The sequence below is a fragment of the Paenibacillus sp. FSL L8-0435 genome, from assembly GCF_037965655.1.
In the GTDB taxonomy this organism is placed as follows: domain Bacteria; phylum Bacillota; class Bacilli; order Paenibacillales; family Paenibacillaceae; genus Paenibacillus.
Genome location: NZ_CP150185.1, coordinates 4,627,673 through 4,644,814, shown reverse-complemented (window position 1 = coordinate 4,644,814; position 17,142 = coordinate 4,627,673). Strand labels below are relative to the sequence as shown.

The 17,142-nt window shown below is 45.9% G+C and carries 12 protein-coding genes; 11 read left to right on the top strand and 1 reads right to left on the bottom strand.

Features of this window, described 5'->3' with window-relative positions; genetic code table 11:
* The first annotated feature begins 85 nt into the window (after positions 1-85).
* From NST33_RS20670 to NST33_RS20660, 3 genes are all read left to right on the top strand, one after another.
* Positions 86-382: a helix-turn-helix domain-containing protein gene (locus NST33_RS20670; protein WP_221822238.1), complete on the top strand. Its 297-nt coding sequence runs from the start codon at positions 86-88 to the stop codon at positions 380-382.
* A 191-nt stretch (positions 383-573) separates the two neighbouring features.
* Complete coding sequence (locus NST33_RS20665; protein WP_221822175.1) at positions 574-1,305, top strand: hypothetical protein; 732 nt, start codon at positions 574-576, stop codon at positions 1,303-1,305.
* A gap of 164 nt (positions 1,306-1,469) precedes the next feature.
* Positions 1,470-2,216, top strand: a complete 747-nt coding sequence (locus NST33_RS20660) for a hypothetical protein (RefSeq protein WP_339304876.1) — start codon at positions 1,470-1,472, stop codon at positions 2,214-2,216.
* An 87-nt stretch (positions 2,217-2,303) separates the two neighbouring features.
* Here NST33_RS20660 and NST33_RS20655 read toward each other — a convergent pair whose 3' ends face one another.
* Complete coding sequence (locus NST33_RS20655; protein WP_036614443.1) at positions 2,304-3,020, bottom strand: Crp/Fnr family transcriptional regulator; 717 nt, start codon at positions 3,018-3,020, stop codon at positions 2,304-2,306.
* 430 nt (positions 3,021-3,450) lie between these two features.
* On the opposite strand from NST33_RS20655, the gene adhE reads away from it, so the two are divergent.
* The 8 genes from adhE (at position 3,451) to NST33_RS20615 (ending at position 17,142) form a co-directional block, all read left to right on the top strand.
* A complete protein-coding gene (gene adhE / locus NST33_RS20650) occupies positions 3,451-6,063 on the top strand; it encodes a bifunctional acetaldehyde-CoA/alcohol dehydrogenase (protein WP_076333275.1) in 2,613 nt (870 codons plus the stop codon).
* A gap of 937 nt (positions 6,064-7,000) precedes the next feature.
* Complete coding sequence (gene pflB, locus NST33_RS20645; protein ID WP_221822169.1) at positions 7,001-9,259, top strand: formate C-acetyltransferase; 2,259 nt, start codon at positions 7,001-7,003, stop codon at positions 9,257-9,259.
* Between the two features lie 89 nt (positions 9,260-9,348).
* On the top strand, positions 9,349-10,101 hold the full coding sequence (gene pflA / locus NST33_RS20640) for a pyruvate formate-lyase-activating protein (RefSeq protein WP_076215706.1): 753 nt from the start codon (positions 9,349-9,351) through the stop codon (positions 10,099-10,101).
* Positions 10,102-10,512: 411 nt separating this feature from the next.
* The gene (locus NST33_RS20635; protein ID WP_221822167.1) at positions 10,513-11,880 is read left to right on the top strand and encodes an extracellular solute-binding protein; all 1,368 of its coding nucleotides are present in this window, start codon (positions 10,513-10,515) and stop codon (positions 11,878-11,880) included.
* Positions 11,881-11,931: 51 nt separating this feature from the next.
* On the top strand, positions 11,932-12,816 hold the full coding sequence (locus NST33_RS20630; protein WP_036674966.1) for a sugar ABC transporter permease: 885 nt from the start codon (positions 11,932-11,934) through the stop codon (positions 12,814-12,816).
* On the top strand, positions 12,816-13,646 hold the full coding sequence (locus NST33_RS20625; RefSeq protein ID WP_221822165.1) for a carbohydrate ABC transporter permease: 831 nt from the start codon (positions 12,816-12,818) through the stop codon (positions 13,644-13,646). The genes NST33_RS20630 and NST33_RS20625 overlap by 1 nt, the downstream gene beginning before the upstream one ends.
* A 32-nt stretch (positions 13,647-13,678) precedes the next feature.
* Positions 13,679-15,514, top strand: coding sequence for a sensor histidine kinase (locus tag NST33_RS20620; protein ID WP_221822163.1), 1,836 nt, complete (start codon positions 13,679-13,681; stop codon positions 15,512-15,514).
* Complete coding sequence (locus NST33_RS20615) at positions 15,511-17,142, top strand: response regulator (RefSeq protein WP_339304873.1); 1,632 nt, start codon at positions 15,511-15,513, stop codon at positions 17,140-17,142. Before NST33_RS20620 ends, NST33_RS20615 begins: the two co-directional genes overlap by 4 nt.

Sequence of the window (17,142 nt, the reverse complement as noted above, 5' to 3'; positions counted from 1 at the left end):
AATATGTTATTATGAAATATACTAACAAAATGTAAGTTGAGTGATCTCTAAAGAGGTGATTAATGTGGAAGGTCAAGACTTGCGGATGTGTCCGCGTTTTGAGACGGCGTTTTCTTTTTTGGGCAAGCGCTGGAATGGTTTAATTATTCAAACGTTGATGAGTGGTTCGAAGCGATTCAAGGATATCTCCAATCTGATCCCATCCATGAGTGATAAGATGTTATCCGAACGGATGAAAGATCTGGAGGGTGAAGGTATTCTGGTTCGTCACGTCTATCCCGAGACGCCGGTTCGTATTGAATATGAACTGACGGATAAAGGTAGAGCGCTCCAGCCTGTCATGAATCAAATTCAAGACTGGGCTGAGCAGTGGGTTGACTAACGTATAAGCATCACCCGCATTCGTTGCATGAATGACATAGACTCCTGATTTCCGTGGAAATCAGGGGTTTTTGTCTTAAGGATTAGGTGGAGCGGCGTTTTTCTCTTGGGCTATGCACATGTTGTCATGAGTTGTAGTATAATCTATAGAAAATGGCCACAGACGGCCGGAGCGAAGGAGGCCCACTCGTCATGAGAGAAGAAAGCTTATCCCGTGAAGTACGCTACGGCAAGAAAGATATTGCAGAACTTGAGAGCGCATCCATTCAGGTCCATCTAATTTACAAAAAAGCTGCAGAGTTATTCAAGCGCACAGCATATTCCCGATCGGTTAAGGATGATCTTGCCCAATTGAATACGCATTCTGTGAACAGCGATGGTCCGAGATTAGCTCCGGCGGTGCTGCAAAAATGGATTCAAACGTCCAGGGGCTGGAAGTGTATCGGATGTGAGCTGGGGCAACCTGATTCAACGATGTCTCAGATGGAAGAAACTATCCATGGTAAGCAATGGGTTCTGGATGTGGGAGAAGGTCGGCTGGTTCAGGCAGAAATGCTGATTCAGGCGGTTGTCTGGTCTCAATATGAGAAGATTCGAATGTTTGCACCATGGCTTGGTGATGAACCCTTTTATAGCGTGCAGGAATTGGATGTCATTGCCCGTTATATTGTGCCTACCTATTTCTCGGAACGACCTTTGCATGAGCAAGGCAAGGTATTCAAGGTACATCAACAATATGGGCAGATTCCGTTGTATCAGGAGTATGTAGATGCACCTTCATGCTGCGTACAGGTGGATGGTGGATTACTTGAAGGGCGATTGCTGACAGGGGTATATGTGTCTGAGGAGCAGTTCTTCGGACTTAATCCATATCTGAAAGATGGCGATGGAGGACGGACATACATGCAGGCTTGTGTCCAATGATAACGCAACCAATGATAACGTGAAAATAATTTAGATTGGAGAGCCTGTGTGCAGGCTCTCTTTCTTGTACAAGCCTTATTTGGAGGCGGAACCCTATAAAAGTAACGGCTTTGACACTTTTTTTTGCCGAAGGTTGTGCCATAATAGAGGTTATGGACAACAGGGTGAATGATTTTACGCAGGGTGGTGTTACCTACATGATGAAGAAAATCCCCGGTTACATAGGTGTATGTTTGCTCCTACTGGCGATCTTGGCTGGTTGTAGTGAGACACAGCCTTCTGAGCAGCCAATTGTCAAAGAGACAGAAACAGCGAATACAATCACAGTGGCTGTAGATGGCAGTACGTTTTTGCCTGATGCAACAAAGTCCATTAAGCGAGATTTTAGTGAGGGTTTGACAATCAAAAAAGCATTACTCAATAGCGGACTGGTTGATTTTACGGCAGATGGCAAACGGATTCAATCCGTCGGTGAAGTTTCTCTGGATTCTTCGCTTAGCTGGGCTGTCAAATTAAATGGCAAGGATATTGAGCAGGAAGATTGGGACATGGAGCTTCATGCCAAAGATGAAGTGATCATTTACGTGAAAGCCGCTGACAGTGGGGGGGATGGCGTTGCATATCAGACAACGTTACTCAAGGTTAGCGGTGGAAACATTATGCCAACTCTTAATCGTCAATATGCTGGCGTCTATGTTCAGGAGTGCACAGTTCGCGATGTGTTGAAGTCCAGCGGCATTGTAAGAATGTCGGAGAATAACAAATTTGTCGTTTCGGTCGAGAATGTCACGCCTCGTATGAATGAGCGGTGGGTCATTATGGTGAATGACAAAGAATTAATGGAAAATGGTTTGGACATGAAATTGAATCCACGTGATGCGGTAAAGCTTGAATTGACCAACGCATCCTAAGTATACCAAGAAGCCCAATCTCTTTTTAGAGAGATGGGCTTTTTTTCATTGAAATATATAAACAATTTCCGATTGCATAGTCAAATATTAAATACGACAGATCTCGTTCGGGCAAAGCTCACAGTGACAGATCCCTTGCAGCATCTTCAGATCTTTGATGACAATCATGCCATTGTCATATTCAATCCCATCTTTCTTACGCAGGTCGCTTAACATGCGGTTTACACTTTCACGAGTGGCTCCAATCATATTGGACAGATCCGTGTGGGTAATTTTTTTGTGAATAATGACATGCTCTCCATGAGGCTCACCATACGAATTCGACAACCGAATGAGGGTGGAGCAGAGTGCACCCGGTTTGCCGTATAACATGAGATCCCGGAATTTGGTCTGTGTCAACCGGTGGTGGATGCCCATCCATTTCATAAAGTCGATCGCAAAGTCACAATGCTGGCAGATTAACATCTCCAGGTCTTTATGCTCCAGTACACCGATCTCACTATCCTCTAATACTTCCGCAGAGAAGCTGTGTTTAGAGCCAAAGAAGGGATCAGCCTGCCCAATCATATCACCGGATTGATACATGTACATGATCAGTTCCTTGCCTTCATCCGTGGATTTGGTGATCTGGGCACGACCCCGTTTCATATAATAAAGTTTGTCAGAGATATCGCCTTCCCAGTACAGATGTGTACCTTCCGGATAGGTTCTATCTTTCATGGTAACCAACAGATGGTTGAAATTTGCTTCCGAGAAACAGTTGGTATTACCGCGCTTTTCCAGTACAGTTGTTAGTTCTCTCATAAGTCTATCTCCCCTTTGTGTCCATCGGACGACCTTCTGTAATAAGCAGTAGCCTCCGAGGTTCGCCGCAAACCGTTGCCGTCCTGATCAGGGTCATCTCGGCCGGGAAGAAGGACGGTACAAATTGCGGTGGTTCAATTTTTAAGTTCAGTATATACCTAATCTTACCGTTTGAGGGGGAAGGAAAGGGGGCAAAAATGACGAAATTTCAAACATTGTGATAAAATTCACTTTTAATGGGGAGGATGAATTTTACAGCCCTATATTTTAAATAGGAAGTGAAAATGGTCGTATGAAGGACACTACAAAACTTAAATTAAATTTGTTATACTTTGTGAAAAAAATCACATAATTAAGTTTATTGTCATGTTACGATGTGAATGTAAACGAGAGAGACAAACTAATACGAACCTTTAGGAGGATGAGGGAGATGGCTGTAAAGAACGAAGTCGCCCCAGCAAAAGAACCGACAGCAGGTCAGTATATTCAAACGTTAATCGACAAAGCGAATAAAGCACACGCTGCATTCATGAAGATGGACCAGAAGCAGATTGACCGGATTGTGCAAGCGATGGCGCTTGCGGGTCTGGATAAACACATGATGCTCGCTAAGATGGCCGTAGAAGAAACAGGCCGCGGAGTATATGAGGATAAGATCACCAAAAATATATTTGCAACAGAATATGTGTACCACAGCATCAAGTATGACAAAACCGTAGGTGTGATTGAAGATAACGAATATGAGAGCTTCCAGAAAATTGCGGAGCCGGTCGGCATTATTATGGGGATTACACCCGTTACCAATCCAACATCAACGACGATGTTTAAAGCACTGATCTCCATCAAGACGCGTAACCCGATCATCTTTGGTTTCCACCCATCTGCACAGAATTGTAGCCGGGAAGCTGCCAAAATCCTGCTGGAAGCGGCTGTGAAACATGGTGCACCAGCAGATTGTATTCAATGGATTGATGATCCTTCCATGGATCGTACAAACGAACTGATGAATCACAATGATGTGGCTCTCATTCTGGCAACAGGCGGATCAGGCATGGTACGTGCAGCGTACAGCTGTGGTAAACCTGCACTGGGCGTAGGACCGGGTAACGTACCTTGCTTCATCGAGAAAAGCGCGGATATCAATCAGGCAGTAACGGATTTGATCCTGTCGAAGTCTTTCGATAACGGCATGATCTGTGCTTCTGAACAAGCGGTCATCATTGAAGAACCGATCTTTGATCAAGTGAAGAAAAAAATGATTGCGAACGGCTGTTACTTTGTTAACAAAGATGAAGCAGCAAAATTGACAGCGGGTGCGATTAATGCCGAGAAATGTGCGGTGAACCCGGCGATTGTTGGTCAATCTGCGGTAAGCATTGCGAAATTGTGCGGTATTGAAGTTCCAGCAGGCACCAAAATTCTCGTGGCCGAGATTGAAGGGGTAGGTACAAAATTCCCATTGTCGGCTGAGAAATTAAGCCCGGTACTGGCTTGTTACAAAGTTAAAACGGCAGCAGAGGGAATTGAACGTGCAGCAGAAGTGGTTGCTTTTGGCGGCATGGGTCACTCCTCGGTTATCCACTCCACAAATGAAGAAGTGATTGGCAAATTCGCAGATCGTCTGCAAACTGGACGGATTATTGTGAACTCACCATCCACACACGGTGCCATCGGGGATATCTACAACACAAACATGCCGTCATTGACACTGGGATGCGGATCATACGGACGTAACTCGACTTCTTCCAACGTAACCGCTGTGAACTTAATCAATGTGAAAAGGGTGGCTCGCCGTACCGTGAATATGCAATGGTTCAAAGTGCCGAACAAAGTCTATTTCGAAAAAGGGGCAACGCAGTATCTTGCCAAAATGCCTGACATCACACGTGTAGCGATTATTACGGATGCCATGATGGTGAAGCTTGGATATGTTGAAAAGGTAGAACACTATCTGCGTCAACGCCAAATGCCAGTAGCGATCGAAGTATTCTCCGATGTTGAGCCAGATCCATCCACAACAACGGTAGACCGCGGAACCGAAATGATGCGCCGCTTCCAACCAGACTGCATTATCGCACTCGGCGGTGGATCACCGATGGATGCTGCCAAAGCCATGTGGTTGTTCTATGAATACCCAGACACGGACTTCAACGACCTGAAACAAAAATTCATGGATATCCGCAAACGGATCTACAAATATCCACGTCTCGGCGTAAAAGCGAAATTTGTAGCGATTCCAACCACATCCGGTACAGGTTCTGAAGTGACCTCGTTCGCTGTTATCACAGACAAAAATCAAGGTAACACCAAATATCCATTGGCCGACTATGAGCTGACACCAGACGTAGCAATTGTTGATCCGGAGTTTGTATACTCCCTGCCTAAAACAGCTGTTGCCGATACAGGTATGGACGTACTGACGCATGCGATTGAAGCTTATGTATCTGTTATGGCAAATGATTACACGGACGGACTTGCGATCAAAGCCATTCAACTGGTGTTCCAATACCTGGAGCAATCGGCACTGCAAGGAGATAAACTGGCACGTGAGAAAATGCATAATGCTTCCACGATTGCAGGTATGGCGTTTGCCAACGCATTCCTGGGCATTAACCACAGCTTGGCGCACAAATGGGGCGGTCAGTATCACACCGCACACGGACGCACCAATGCGATTCTGATGCCACACGTCATTCGTTACAACGCGAAAAAACCGACCAAATTTGCATCATTCCCGAAATATTCGCACTTTGTAGCGGATGAGCGGTATGCCGAAATCGCCCGCATCTTGGGATTGCCTGCTCGTACGACAGAAGAAGGCGTAACCAGTCTCATCAACGCCATTCGTAACCTGAACAAAACATTAGGCATTGAAGAATCGTTCCAGGAAATCGGCTTTGATGCCAAAGACTTTGAAGCACATGTAGATTATCTGGCAGACCGTGCCTTCGAAGACCAATGTACAACCGCCAATCCGAAGTTACCGCTGGTAACTGAACTGGCTGATGTATACCGCAACGCTTTCTACGGAAAGTTTGAATAATAAACTTAGAACGACGCGTGCCTTACGGCAAGAAGATCAGGGTTCCCCAAATGGGGAGCCCCGATTGCCGTCTTTCACACAATAACGAGAGGGCAGAAAAACAGAAGAGCAAAGCATCTGTTTTTCAGGGGTTATTCTAAGATTTGGTTTGCTCCGAGCATAGAGGAGCAAAGGGTTCTAGAGAGGTTACACGGAATCCGTGACGTGGCTGTTTGAGCCAGATGTTCACACAATAACGAGAGGGCAGAAAAACAGAAGAGCGAGCATCTGTTTTTCAGGTTTTATTCTAAGATTTAATTTGCTCCGAGCATAGAGGAGTAAAAGGTTCTATAGAGGTACACGGAATCCGTGAGGTGGCTGTTTGAGCCAGATGTTCACACAATAACGGAGTGGGCAGAAAAACAGCAGAGCAAAGCATCTGTTTTTCAGGAGTATTTTAAGATTTGGTTTGCTCCGAGCGTAGAGGAGCAAAGGGGTTCTCAAAGAGGTTACACGGAACCCGTGATGGGGCCGTTTGAACGAACCCTTTACACGACAACGGAGGGGCAGAAATAACCTGAAAAAGCGAAGCGTTCGCCTTTATCCCCGGATTTTCCCTTTTCAAAAGGGAATCAAAAAAATCTGGGGATAACAGCGATTGGAAGGTTGTTCTGCCACGCAGTGATCCTGTGTAAAGTTTCAATTTCAATGGGACACAGCGCAGGTGGAGTGAGTTAGTTCACTGACTTTGTGACAAAAATCACAGATGATGAAAGCCCCAAGTCGTATACTGAAAATGTAAGAAAAACATTCATCCCGCGGTTCCGGTTCCCAAGTAGAGAGAACATGTTCCGGTTTATGTGAAACAATTCACATTAATCGCGGCTCTGGGCACACAATGCTACGAATGAAGCAAGATGTTATGTGTCCAGAAATCCAAATTAGTGGAGGGATTACGATGTCGGTGATTGAAAAAGATGTCAAACAACAAACAGGCTGGAGAAACTTTACCAAAGGAACATGGACCAAATCCGTAGATGTGAATGATTTTCTGGCACACAACTTGTCTCCGTATTACGGTGACGAAGCATTTCTCGCAGGTGCAACCCAGAATACCAAAGAATTGTGGGATATCGTATCTGATCTGACCAAAAAAGAACGGGATAACGGCGGTGTCCTTGACGTTGATGTAAACACACCAGCGACTATTGTTTCTCACCAACCCGGTTATCTGGATCAATCCAAAGAGCAGATTGTCGGCGTTCAGACCGATGCTCCGTTCAAACGTTCCATTCAACCAACAGGCGGAATCCGGATGATGATTGATGCATGTGAAGCGTATGGCTTCGAATTGCCTCAAGGCGTCATTGATATATTTACAAACATTCGCAAAACACACAACCAAGGTGTATTCGATGCTTATACTTCCGATATGCGTGCAGCACGTAAAGCAGGGATTATTACAGGTCTGCCAGATGCTTACGGCCGTGGCCGGATTATCGGTGACTATCGTCGTGTAGCTTTGTACGGGGTAGACTTCTTGATTCGTAACAAAAAAGGTGAACTGAATGCACTCGAAGTTGATGTTATCGATGAAGATGTGATTCGTCTGCGGGAAGAATTGTCTGAGCAGATTCGTGCATTGCAAGAATTAAAACAATTGGGCGATATGCACGGGTTCGATATTTCCTTGCCAGCGACAACAGCAAAAGAAGCATTCCAATGGTTGTACTTCGGTTATCTCGCTGCGATCAAAGAACAAAACGGTGCTGCGATGTCACTGGGACGTGTATCTTCTTTCCTGGATATCTACATTGAACGTGACCTGCAAGAAGGCATTCTGTCCGAAGAACAGGCTCAGGAATTGGTTGACCATTTTGTAATGAAACTGCGGATTGTCAAATTCCTGCGTACACCGGATTACAACGAACTGTTCAGTGGAGATCCAACATGGGTGACTGAGTCCATCGGTGGCATGTCTGTGAATGGTGAAACACGCGTAACCAAAAACAGCTTCCGTTTCCTGCATACACTGCACAACTTGGGTCCTGCACCAGAACCGAACTTGACTGTTCTCTGGTCAACGAAACTTCCAGAAGCTTTCAAAGATTATTGCAGCAAAGTATCCATCGAAACCAGCTCAATCCAGTATGAAAATGATGATCTGATGCGTCCGATCTACGGTGACGATTACGGTATTGCATGCTGTGTGTCGGCTATGAAGATCGGGAAACAAATGCAATTCTTCGGTGCTCGTGCCAACCTGGCTAAAGCTCTCCTGTATGCGATCAACGGTGGTCGTGACGAGAAATCCGGAGCACAAGTTGGACCTGAGTATCCTGCCATCACTAGCAAAGTACTGGATTACAATGAGGTTATGAAACGCTTCAAACCAATGATGGAGTGGCTGGCGAAGCTGTACATGAACACCCTCAACGTCATTCACTACATGCACGATAAATACAGCTATGAACGTATCGAGATGGCATTGCATGACCGTGACATTGTACGTACGATGGCTTGTGGTATCGCTGGTTTGTCGGTTACAGCAGATTCACTGAGTGCAATCAAATATGCCAAAGTAAAACCAATTCGTAACGAACAAGGCATCGCAGTTGATTTCGAAATCGAAGGAGACTTCCCTTGTTACGGTAACAATGAAGACAGCGTAGACAGCATTGCTGTTGAACTGGTCGAGAACTTCATGGGCATGATTCGCAAACACAAAGCTTACCGTAACGCAGTTCCAACACAATCCGTTCTGACGATCACTTCCAACGTGGTATACGGTAAGAAAACAGGGACTACACCGGATGGTCGTAAAGCAGGTGAACCATTTGCTCCAGGCGCAAACCCAATGCATGGTCGTGACAAAAAAGGTGCACTGGCATCCCTTGGCTCTGTAGCCAAATTGCCTTATGAACACAGTCTTGACGGGATTTCCAATACCTTCTCCATCGTGCCAAAAGCATTGGGTAAAGAGGAGACTACACGTAAATCCAATCTGACTGCGATGATGGATGGTTACTTCGGTCAAAACGCTCATCACCTGAACGTTAACGTATTTGATCGTCAGCAATTGATTGATGCGATGGATCACCCGGAAAACTATCCACAATTGACTATACGGGTATCCGGATATGCGGTTAACTTCATTAAACTGACTCGTGAACAACAGTTGGATGTCATCAACCGTACGTTCCATGGCTCGATGTAATTAATTTGCAAGTAGAAGACCGCTAGAGCAAGATATTCCAAATCATATTAAACGCACAGCGGATGCGGATACAGAAAGGAAGAGGCAGCATGGTTAACGGACATATTCATTCACTCGAAACTTTCGGGACGGTTGACGGCCCAGGCATCCGCTTTGTGCTTTTTATGCAAGGATGTCTACTCAAATGTCAGTATTGCCACAACCCTGATACATGGGCGCTGGATGGTGGAAAAGAAATGACGCTAGAGGAGGTACTGGCTGAAATTGAGCCGTATCTATCCTACTACCGCAGCTCTGGAGGCGGACTCACGATATCTGGCGGAGAACCAACGTTACAGGCTCACTTTGTAGCCGAAATCTTCAAGGAAGTAAAGCGGCGTTGGGGATTGCATACGACGCTGGACAGCAATGGGTTTAACGAACCGGAGCGGATTCACGATCTGTTGGATCACACAGACCTGGTACTGCTGGACCTCAAACATATTGATGATGAGAAACACATCAAGTTGACAGGCAAATCCAACGAGAGAACGTTGAAAACGGCCAAGTGGTTATCGGAGCAAGGTCGGAAAATGTGGATACGTCACGTGTATGTGCCTGGCATTCATAACGAGGAAGAGGATCTGCTTAACCTCGGACGGTTTATTGGAACATTGAATGGCGTCGAAAAGTTCGAAATTCTTCCATACCATCAGATGGGGATCTACAAATGGGAAGCGCTCGGTAAAGTATATCCACTGGATGGAGTTCCTTCACCAAGTGAAGAAGAAGTGGAGCGGGCGTATCGCCTGATCGAACAAGGTCGCCAGGAAACGGCTGGCGTGGCTTGTTCAGGTAAGTAACTACAGTTATATACAGGATCTATATAATTTGAACTAATTTTTTACACGAGAACGAAGAGGACAGAAATAAGCTGAAGAAGCGGAGCGTTCGCCTTTATCCCCAGATTTTCACCTTTGTATAAGTGAATTAAAAATAATCTGGGGATAACAGCGATCGGAAGGTTGTTCTGTCATCGGAGTGGCAAGTGTAATTATTTTTAAGTTCAACTTATATTTCAACCCAAGCAGTCCTTGCGAACATGTTTCGCAGGGGCTGTTTTTTGCTGTTATCCATTGTAAATGCAAGATTATTGGTCCAGTGAAGGATTTTATCCCTCCATTGATGAATTGTCATCCTTACGATGTAAGCTCCGGCTTTTTATAATCAGAGTGTAAAGCCAAAAGCTCAATATCTTGAGGAGGGTCAACCAGATGAAAAAAAGAATGACATTACTGCTTTCATTATTGCTTATCACTTCATGGACTTTGGCGGGATGTGCAAGCTCAAGTAACGAGCCACAGCAAGGCGCAGGCAATACACCTATGGAGGAGACAAGTAAGGAACCGATTGAGATGCTTCTCCGCCACACTCAAGTAGGGGCTGACAAACAGAAACGACTGGCCATCCTGCAGGATGTTGTGGACAAAGTTGAAGGTGAAATACCCAACCTGACTTTTACGCTGGATGGTGTCGAATCCGATGTGAATCGGAAGGAGAAGCTTCGTGGAGAGATGGCGGCAGGCAACCCGCCGGATATATTTGAACTGTTTGGCAGCCCGGATTCCAAAGTTTATGCCAAAGAAGGTATGCTGCTTGATCTGACTCCGATCCTGCAAGAGCTGGGCATTCAAGACCAGTTCACATCCCTTGAACCATTTACGTATGAAGGCCAGGTATATGGATTGCCGATTGGCGGTTCGGGCGAAGGTTTTTTCTACAATAAAGAGTACTTTGAACAAAAAGGATGGAAAGCCCCAACCACCATGGCTGAACTGGACAATATACTGGCCGAGATCAAGGCCGATGGCAAAGTGCCGCTTGCTTCTGCATCCAAGGCAGGCTGGGTACCGCTCATGTTAACCAATCATCTGTGGTCCCGGTATGCCGGGCCGGAGATTACTGCAAAGTTTGCAACAGGTGAAGCGAAATGGACCGACCCGGGTGTCGTGCAAGGTTTTGCCAAGCATAAGGAATGGGTCGATAAGGGTTACTTCAAAAAAGGTGAGCTGGGCTTCGAGTATGCCGAATATACCACGCAATTTACGAGCGGCGAAGCAATATTAATGTATGACGGAACATGGAAATCATCTGTATTCAAGGAAGGTCAGAGTGGCGAATCACTCATTGGCAAGGTTGGATTCTTCAATATGCCTCCGGTAGAGAACGGAGCAGGCGATCAGACGTCATTGATGCGTGATGTGAACAATGGATACGGTTTCTCCGCATCCGTGGCAGACGATCCGCAGAAGCTGGAAGCAGTGAAAGCTTTTATCAAAAATTTCTACAATGAAGATATGCAGATCCGCGGCCTTGTGGAAGACGGTGTGTTGCCGGCCATGAAGCTGGATGAGAAAGTGCTGACAGATAGCATTACCGATGATCTGATGAAAGAAATTGTGGCCGTGCTTAATGCGTCCAAGACGTCGTTCCCGGCATTTGATGCACTCGTTCAGGCCGATGTGACGACAGAGATCAGCAATCTGCAAATCCAGAAGTTGATTGGTGGTCAGACCACGCCAGAGAAAATGGCAGAAGAGCTGCAAAAGGTGCAAGAGGAAGCAAACGCTTCCGTGGAATAAACCAATTCAAGTCGAAACTGCGATCGTTGAAGTGACTGAAGGAGGCTGACTATGAATACTTCACTCCGCAGCCCGTTAATCTATACGTTGTTTGTAATGCCAGCCCTAATTCTGTTTGTGATGTTCTTTCTATACCCTATCGGTAGCTCTCTGTATTACAGTCTGACGAGTTGGAATGGGGTATCGGCTGAGCCACGTTTTGTGGGTTTATCCAACTATGTGAAGGCACTGACCGATGAACGGTTCTGGATATCCACACGGAATAACGGCTTTTTCATCGGATTTTCGGTACTGATTCAGGTACCCCTGATCGTCCTGTTTTCACTTCTGATTGCCAATGTGAAAAGGCTAAAAGGTCTGTATAAAACAGCTGTTTTTTTACCATCCATTATGTCGACAGCCGTTATCGGTATCTTATGGGGATTCATCTATGAGCCCAATATCGGACTATTAAACAAAATGCTTCATGTGCTGGGAATCGATCCAATCTACTGGTTATCAGATAACCGATTTGCCATGTTGTCCATTTTGGTGACCAATGCCTGGCAGTGGACGGGATTTTACATTGTCATGGTGCTGGCCGCCATACTGGCGATTCCCCGTGATCTGGATGAAGCGGCCGCCATTGATGGGGCAACGGCGGTACAACGAGCAATGCGAATTACGTTGCCGCTGATTCGGCCGATCATTTCGGTGGTGATCATGTTGTCCATCGCAGGTGCCATGAAAGCAGCCGACATCGTGATTGTCATGACCAAAGGTGGGCCCGCCGGGTCCACCGAGGTTCTGGCAACATACATGATCAAATATGCGATTACCAACTTCAAATATGGTTATGGCAATACCATTGCAGTGCTGATCTTTGCTCTGACGCTTGTGCTCACTGCGGTGTATCAACTGCTGGTGGCGAGGCGGGGCGAGAAGGTGGAATATTGATGGCAAAAAGCATAAAAAGCAGTATACCTCATGTGTTGTTAATGTTGTATTTGATCGCGATTTTGTTTCCCTTTTTATTTGTAATTTTCTCTTCCTTCAAGCAGGATAACAATGAAATCGCCCTGAATCCATTCGGTCTGCCTACTACATGGGAGTTTAACAATTACGTAGAGGCTTGGGTGAATGCCAAGATTGGTACGTATTTCTGGAACAGCCTGTACATTTCGGTTTTATCGTCGGCGTGTACGATTGCCCTCGGCGCCATGTTTGCTTTTGCCGTAACCCGGATGAGACACCGGAGATGGAGCCTGTTTCTGTACAGTTTAATTCTGGCGGGTATGCTTATTCCTAACAATGCACTTATGCTGCCGATCTATCTGCTTGTTCGCAAAATGGGCATATTGGATACGCATCTGGCATTGATCGTGCCCTATGTGGCCAATGCGATCCCGTTTACAATTATTATCCTGGCGGCTTTTATGCGTTCTCTGCCTGGAGAAATTGAGGAAGCGGCTGTCATGGACGGCTTGAGGGCCCCGGGTATCTTTGCTAAAATAGTGATACCTCTTACCGTTCCGGCTATTGTTACCGTTTTTATCGTTAATTTCCTCGGCAACTGGAACGAATTTTTACTCGCCAACTATTTCTTATCCACCGATAAATTGCGTACGCTGCCAGTGGGCATGGTTCAGTTTCGGGATCAATATCAGATGAACTATGCCCAGATGTCGGCAGGTATTGTATACAGCGTTGTACCTGTACTTGTGATCTACGCTATACTCCAGGAGAAAATTATAGAAGGAGTAACTGCAGGTGGTGTCAAAGGTTAATACCATGAACCAGTGAATAGGGAGAACGGGATATGAACTTGCGAATGAAGCTGGCCTTGGCATTTCTGCTGCTGATTATTGTACCGATGTGTGCGCTGGGCATTGGCATGTTTCTGGTCACATCACATACGATTGAGAAAAAATACAATCAACAGGCCGAGTATGCGCTTCAGGCCATCAGCTACAATATCGAGAATGTATTTCAGCAGATTAACAATGTGACCGATAATGGGATAGCGACCTCGGTTTTTCAAATGGCGTTGAACGCCAAAGATCCGACCAAGCAGGATCTGGGGACCGGTAATCAGTTATCCCTGAATGCCAGCCAGCGCAATTTCCGTTCCCTTCTATATAATTATCCGTTCATCAGTTATGCCTTTTTATATGATTTGCGTTCGTCCGAGAACAACCAGATTGTCTCCATCTTCACCAAAGAAAATTTTCAAGCCCTTCCTTTTCAGCAATTCAAAGTGCATCCCTTATTTAACGAAATTCAGCAACTTAATGGTGTGCCCAAATGGCTCGCACCTCTGGAATATCCCGAATTAACCGGGGGAGAGCCTGTCTTCACCCAGATCAGACTGATCAAAGAACTCAGTTATTTTCAAAATATCGGCGTGCTTGTTGTTCAGATCAAAAAAGGAGAGATCGACCGGATCTTCCGTCACCTGCAAATCAGCGATTCGGCACAGGATACATCATTCCTGTTAATTAATGAAGAAGGACTGATCGTTTATGATCCTGCAGGGATTTACAACGGTGAGAACATGCAAAACCTTGGTGCTGAATCCGGAAGGTACGGTCCCGGTTTTAGCAGTGTCAGAACGGTCTTTGACGGCAAGGAGAGCATCCTTTCGCAATATCATCTGAAGAACTATAACTGGAGCCTCGTCAGTGTGACTTCATGGGAAGCTTTATCTGCGGAAACCAATGCCTTTGCCGGTTGGTCTGTCATCATTATTCTGTTATGTCTGCTCGCAGCAATGATCTTTAATCTTTTTTTCATGAATCGCATTACGGGGAACATTGCTGTACTTGTAAGGTTTATGCGTCGTGTGGATGATGGTGATTTTAATGCAAGGGTGGAAGGAAAAGGGTTCGATGAAATGCAGCTGCTTGCGCAAGGGTTCAATGAACTATTGGATCGGATCGGGGGATTATTCCGTCGTGTTCGTGCAGAGCAAGAGCAGAAGGCCCAAGCGGAACTACGTGTATTACAGGCCCAGATCAAACCTCATTTTCTGTTTAACACATTGGAATCCATTAATGGATTAGCGCTGCGTGGGGAGGGCCGTAAAGTAAGCGAGATGGTGACCAGACTTGGCAATATGCTTCGTATCAGCATTCAGGATCAGGAGGAGATTCCGCTGGGTGAGGAAATCAGACATTTGCAAAGTTATCTGGAGATTCAACAGTACAGGTTCAGTGATTTGTTCACCTATGAGATTGACATTCCACCCCATCTATACAGCTCAATCCTGCTCAAGCTTACCCTCCAGCCTCTGGTGGAAAATAGCATTCAACACGGGTTTGAGGGGATCACCTATCCAGGTGTACTACGGATAAGCGCATATGCAGAACGGGATTATCTGGTGTTATGTGTTGAGGATAATGGGATCGGTATTCCCCAGGAAATGCTCGCACGATTTGAGTATATGGCAGAAGATCCGCCGGAAGATATGCTCGCGGAAGGGGCGGAATCATTGTCGTCCATAACGGAACGCAGGGGATTGGGATTACGAAGTGTGGCAGATCGAATTCGTATTCAATACGGGGCCGGGTATGGCATATTTATATGTTCAGCACCGGGGTATGGCACAGTTATTCGATGTATCATTCCATTATATGAGCAGGAGGAAGCCGGATGAATCTGACTGCAATGCTGGTTGACGATGAGCTGCCGATTTTGGAGAATCTGAACTACATTTTACCCTGGGAAGAGATGGGGATTGAAATCACAGGTACAGCGAGAAGTGGTGTAGAAGCGCTGGGGAAAGTAACAGAAAGTCATCCAGACATTCTCTTGTGTGATATTCGGATGCCGTCTATGGATGGATTGGAACTTATTCGTTTACTGCGAGAGCAGGGTGAAACGTGTGAGATTATTTTGCTGACCGGTTATCAGCAGTTTGAATATGCTCGAACCGCTATCAAGTATAACGTACATGAATACATATGTAAGCCAATTGATTATTTGAATCTGGAACATAAACTGCGTGAGCTTGCCGGGCAGATCCAGAAGAGACGTCTGGAAAACGAATCGCAACGTTATCGCAACCAAGAGATGGAAAGCTGGATCAGACACAAACAGTTGATTGACCTGTTGCGAGGAGAAGCACCATTGAAGGTTGCCTATCCTGCCTCTGTTCCTGAATTCATAACAACTACTGCACCGTATACGTTGCTGCTGGTGGATGCAGTCGGTTATTTTCGCCATTCGATCGGCTGGTCCGAACTTCAGCATCAACGATGGCATGAGACCGTAAGTTCCACACTTAGGGAAGTAGCGGAGAGAATTAGGGGGAACTGTCAGATTCTTTCGACTCGCAAAGGGGAGTGGTGCATCCTGCTGGAGGCATCGGGGGAGTGGAAACGTCGCTCAGAGGATCTGGCCCATCAACTGTGTCTCGAATTAAATGAGTTATTATCCCTGGATTCAAATGTGAAGGTTAGGGTTGTTCAGGATGCTGTGCCCGTGAACTTGGAAAGTCAAATTCTGGAGCGATTCCGGCATTGTCAAAAAATACTGATGTCCCATTCGGAAAGTGAAGACGGGGTGTTAAAGGCGAGTTGTCCCGAAAACACATTATCGTATGATCATACGGCCTCCAAAGGGGCTAACTCATGGATTACAAGAGAAGATCTGGAGCTTGTTACTCGGTGGATTCGGCAAGGGAACAAGAAGGGGTTACGTGATGTATTGGATCGGCTTAAACAGCGAATGGGGAATTCAGGACAATCCTTCAACAGGATAGATGAAACCAATCTTCGGTTTATGCTTGTACACATGCTTCGGGAACTGCGTGAAGTACAGGCCCTCGCTGAAGATCACGAAGTGAATTATTGGAATGCACTGCAAGGGGCTGTATCCATGAGGGAACTCCTTGAACTTGCAGAGGTTGTTACCCATGCCTGTCAGGGCAAACAAACGCAGCCACGTCCTTCTGTATCGGAACTGATCCTGTCTGCATGTGAGTATATGGATGCACGGCTGCAACAGGACTTGGGAATAGATGAAGTCTCAGATTGGCTCGGAATCAGCCCGGGTTACTTTTGCCAGCTATTTAAAACTCAAATGGGTGTTACTTTTGTAGAATACATGACGCAGAAACGGATGGAAAGTGCTGCTTTATTGTTGAGTACAACCGAATGGAGCATTACAGCGATTGGGGAAGCCACAGGGTTCAAGGAGCGCCGTTACTTCTCCAAGGTGTTTCATAAACACTTCCACATGAAACCCTCCGAGTACAGGCAGAGTAAAAGATTGGGTTCGTAG

Bases quoted from the DNA above. Each gene is read 5' to 3' on its own strand.
- NST33_RS20635 (WP_221822167.1), top strand. From the start codon at position 10,513: ATGAAAAAAAGAATGACATTACTGCTTTCATTATTGCTTATCACTTCA.
- NST33_RS20630 (WP_036674966.1), top strand. From the start codon at position 11,932: ATGAATACTTCACTCCGCAGCCCGTTAATCTATACGTTGTTTGTAATG.
- NST33_RS20615 (WP_339304873.1), top strand. From the start codon at position 15,511: ATGAATCTGACTGCAATGCTGGTTGACGATGAGCTGCCGATTTTGGAG.
- pflA (WP_076215706.1), top strand. From the start codon at position 9,349: ATGGTTAACGGACATATTCATTCACTCGAAACTTTCGGGACGGTTGAC.
- NST33_RS20670 (WP_221822238.1), top strand. From the start codon at position 86: ATGTGTCCGCGTTTTGAGACGGCGTTTTCTTTTTTGGGCAAGCGCTGG.
- NST33_RS20665 (WP_221822175.1), top strand. From the start codon at position 574: ATGAGAGAAGAAAGCTTATCCCGTGAAGTACGCTACGGCAAGAAAGAT.
- adhE (WP_076333275.1), top strand. From the start codon at position 3,451: ATGGCTGTAAAGAACGAAGTCGCCCCAGCAAAAGAACCGACAGCAGGT.
- NST33_RS20625 (WP_221822165.1), top strand. From the start codon at position 12,816: ATGGCAAAAAGCATAAAAAGCAGTATACCTCATGTGTTGTTAATGTTG.
- pflB (WP_221822169.1), top strand. From the start codon at position 7,001: ATGTCGGTGATTGAAAAAGATGTCAAACAACAAACAGGCTGGAGAAAC.
- NST33_RS20655 (WP_036614443.1), bottom strand. From the start codon at position 3,020: ATGAGAGAACTAACAACTGTACTGGAAAAGCGCGGTAATACCAACTGT.
- NST33_RS20620 (WP_221822163.1), top strand. From the start codon at position 13,679: ATGAACTTGCGAATGAAGCTGGCCTTGGCATTTCTGCTGCTGATTATT.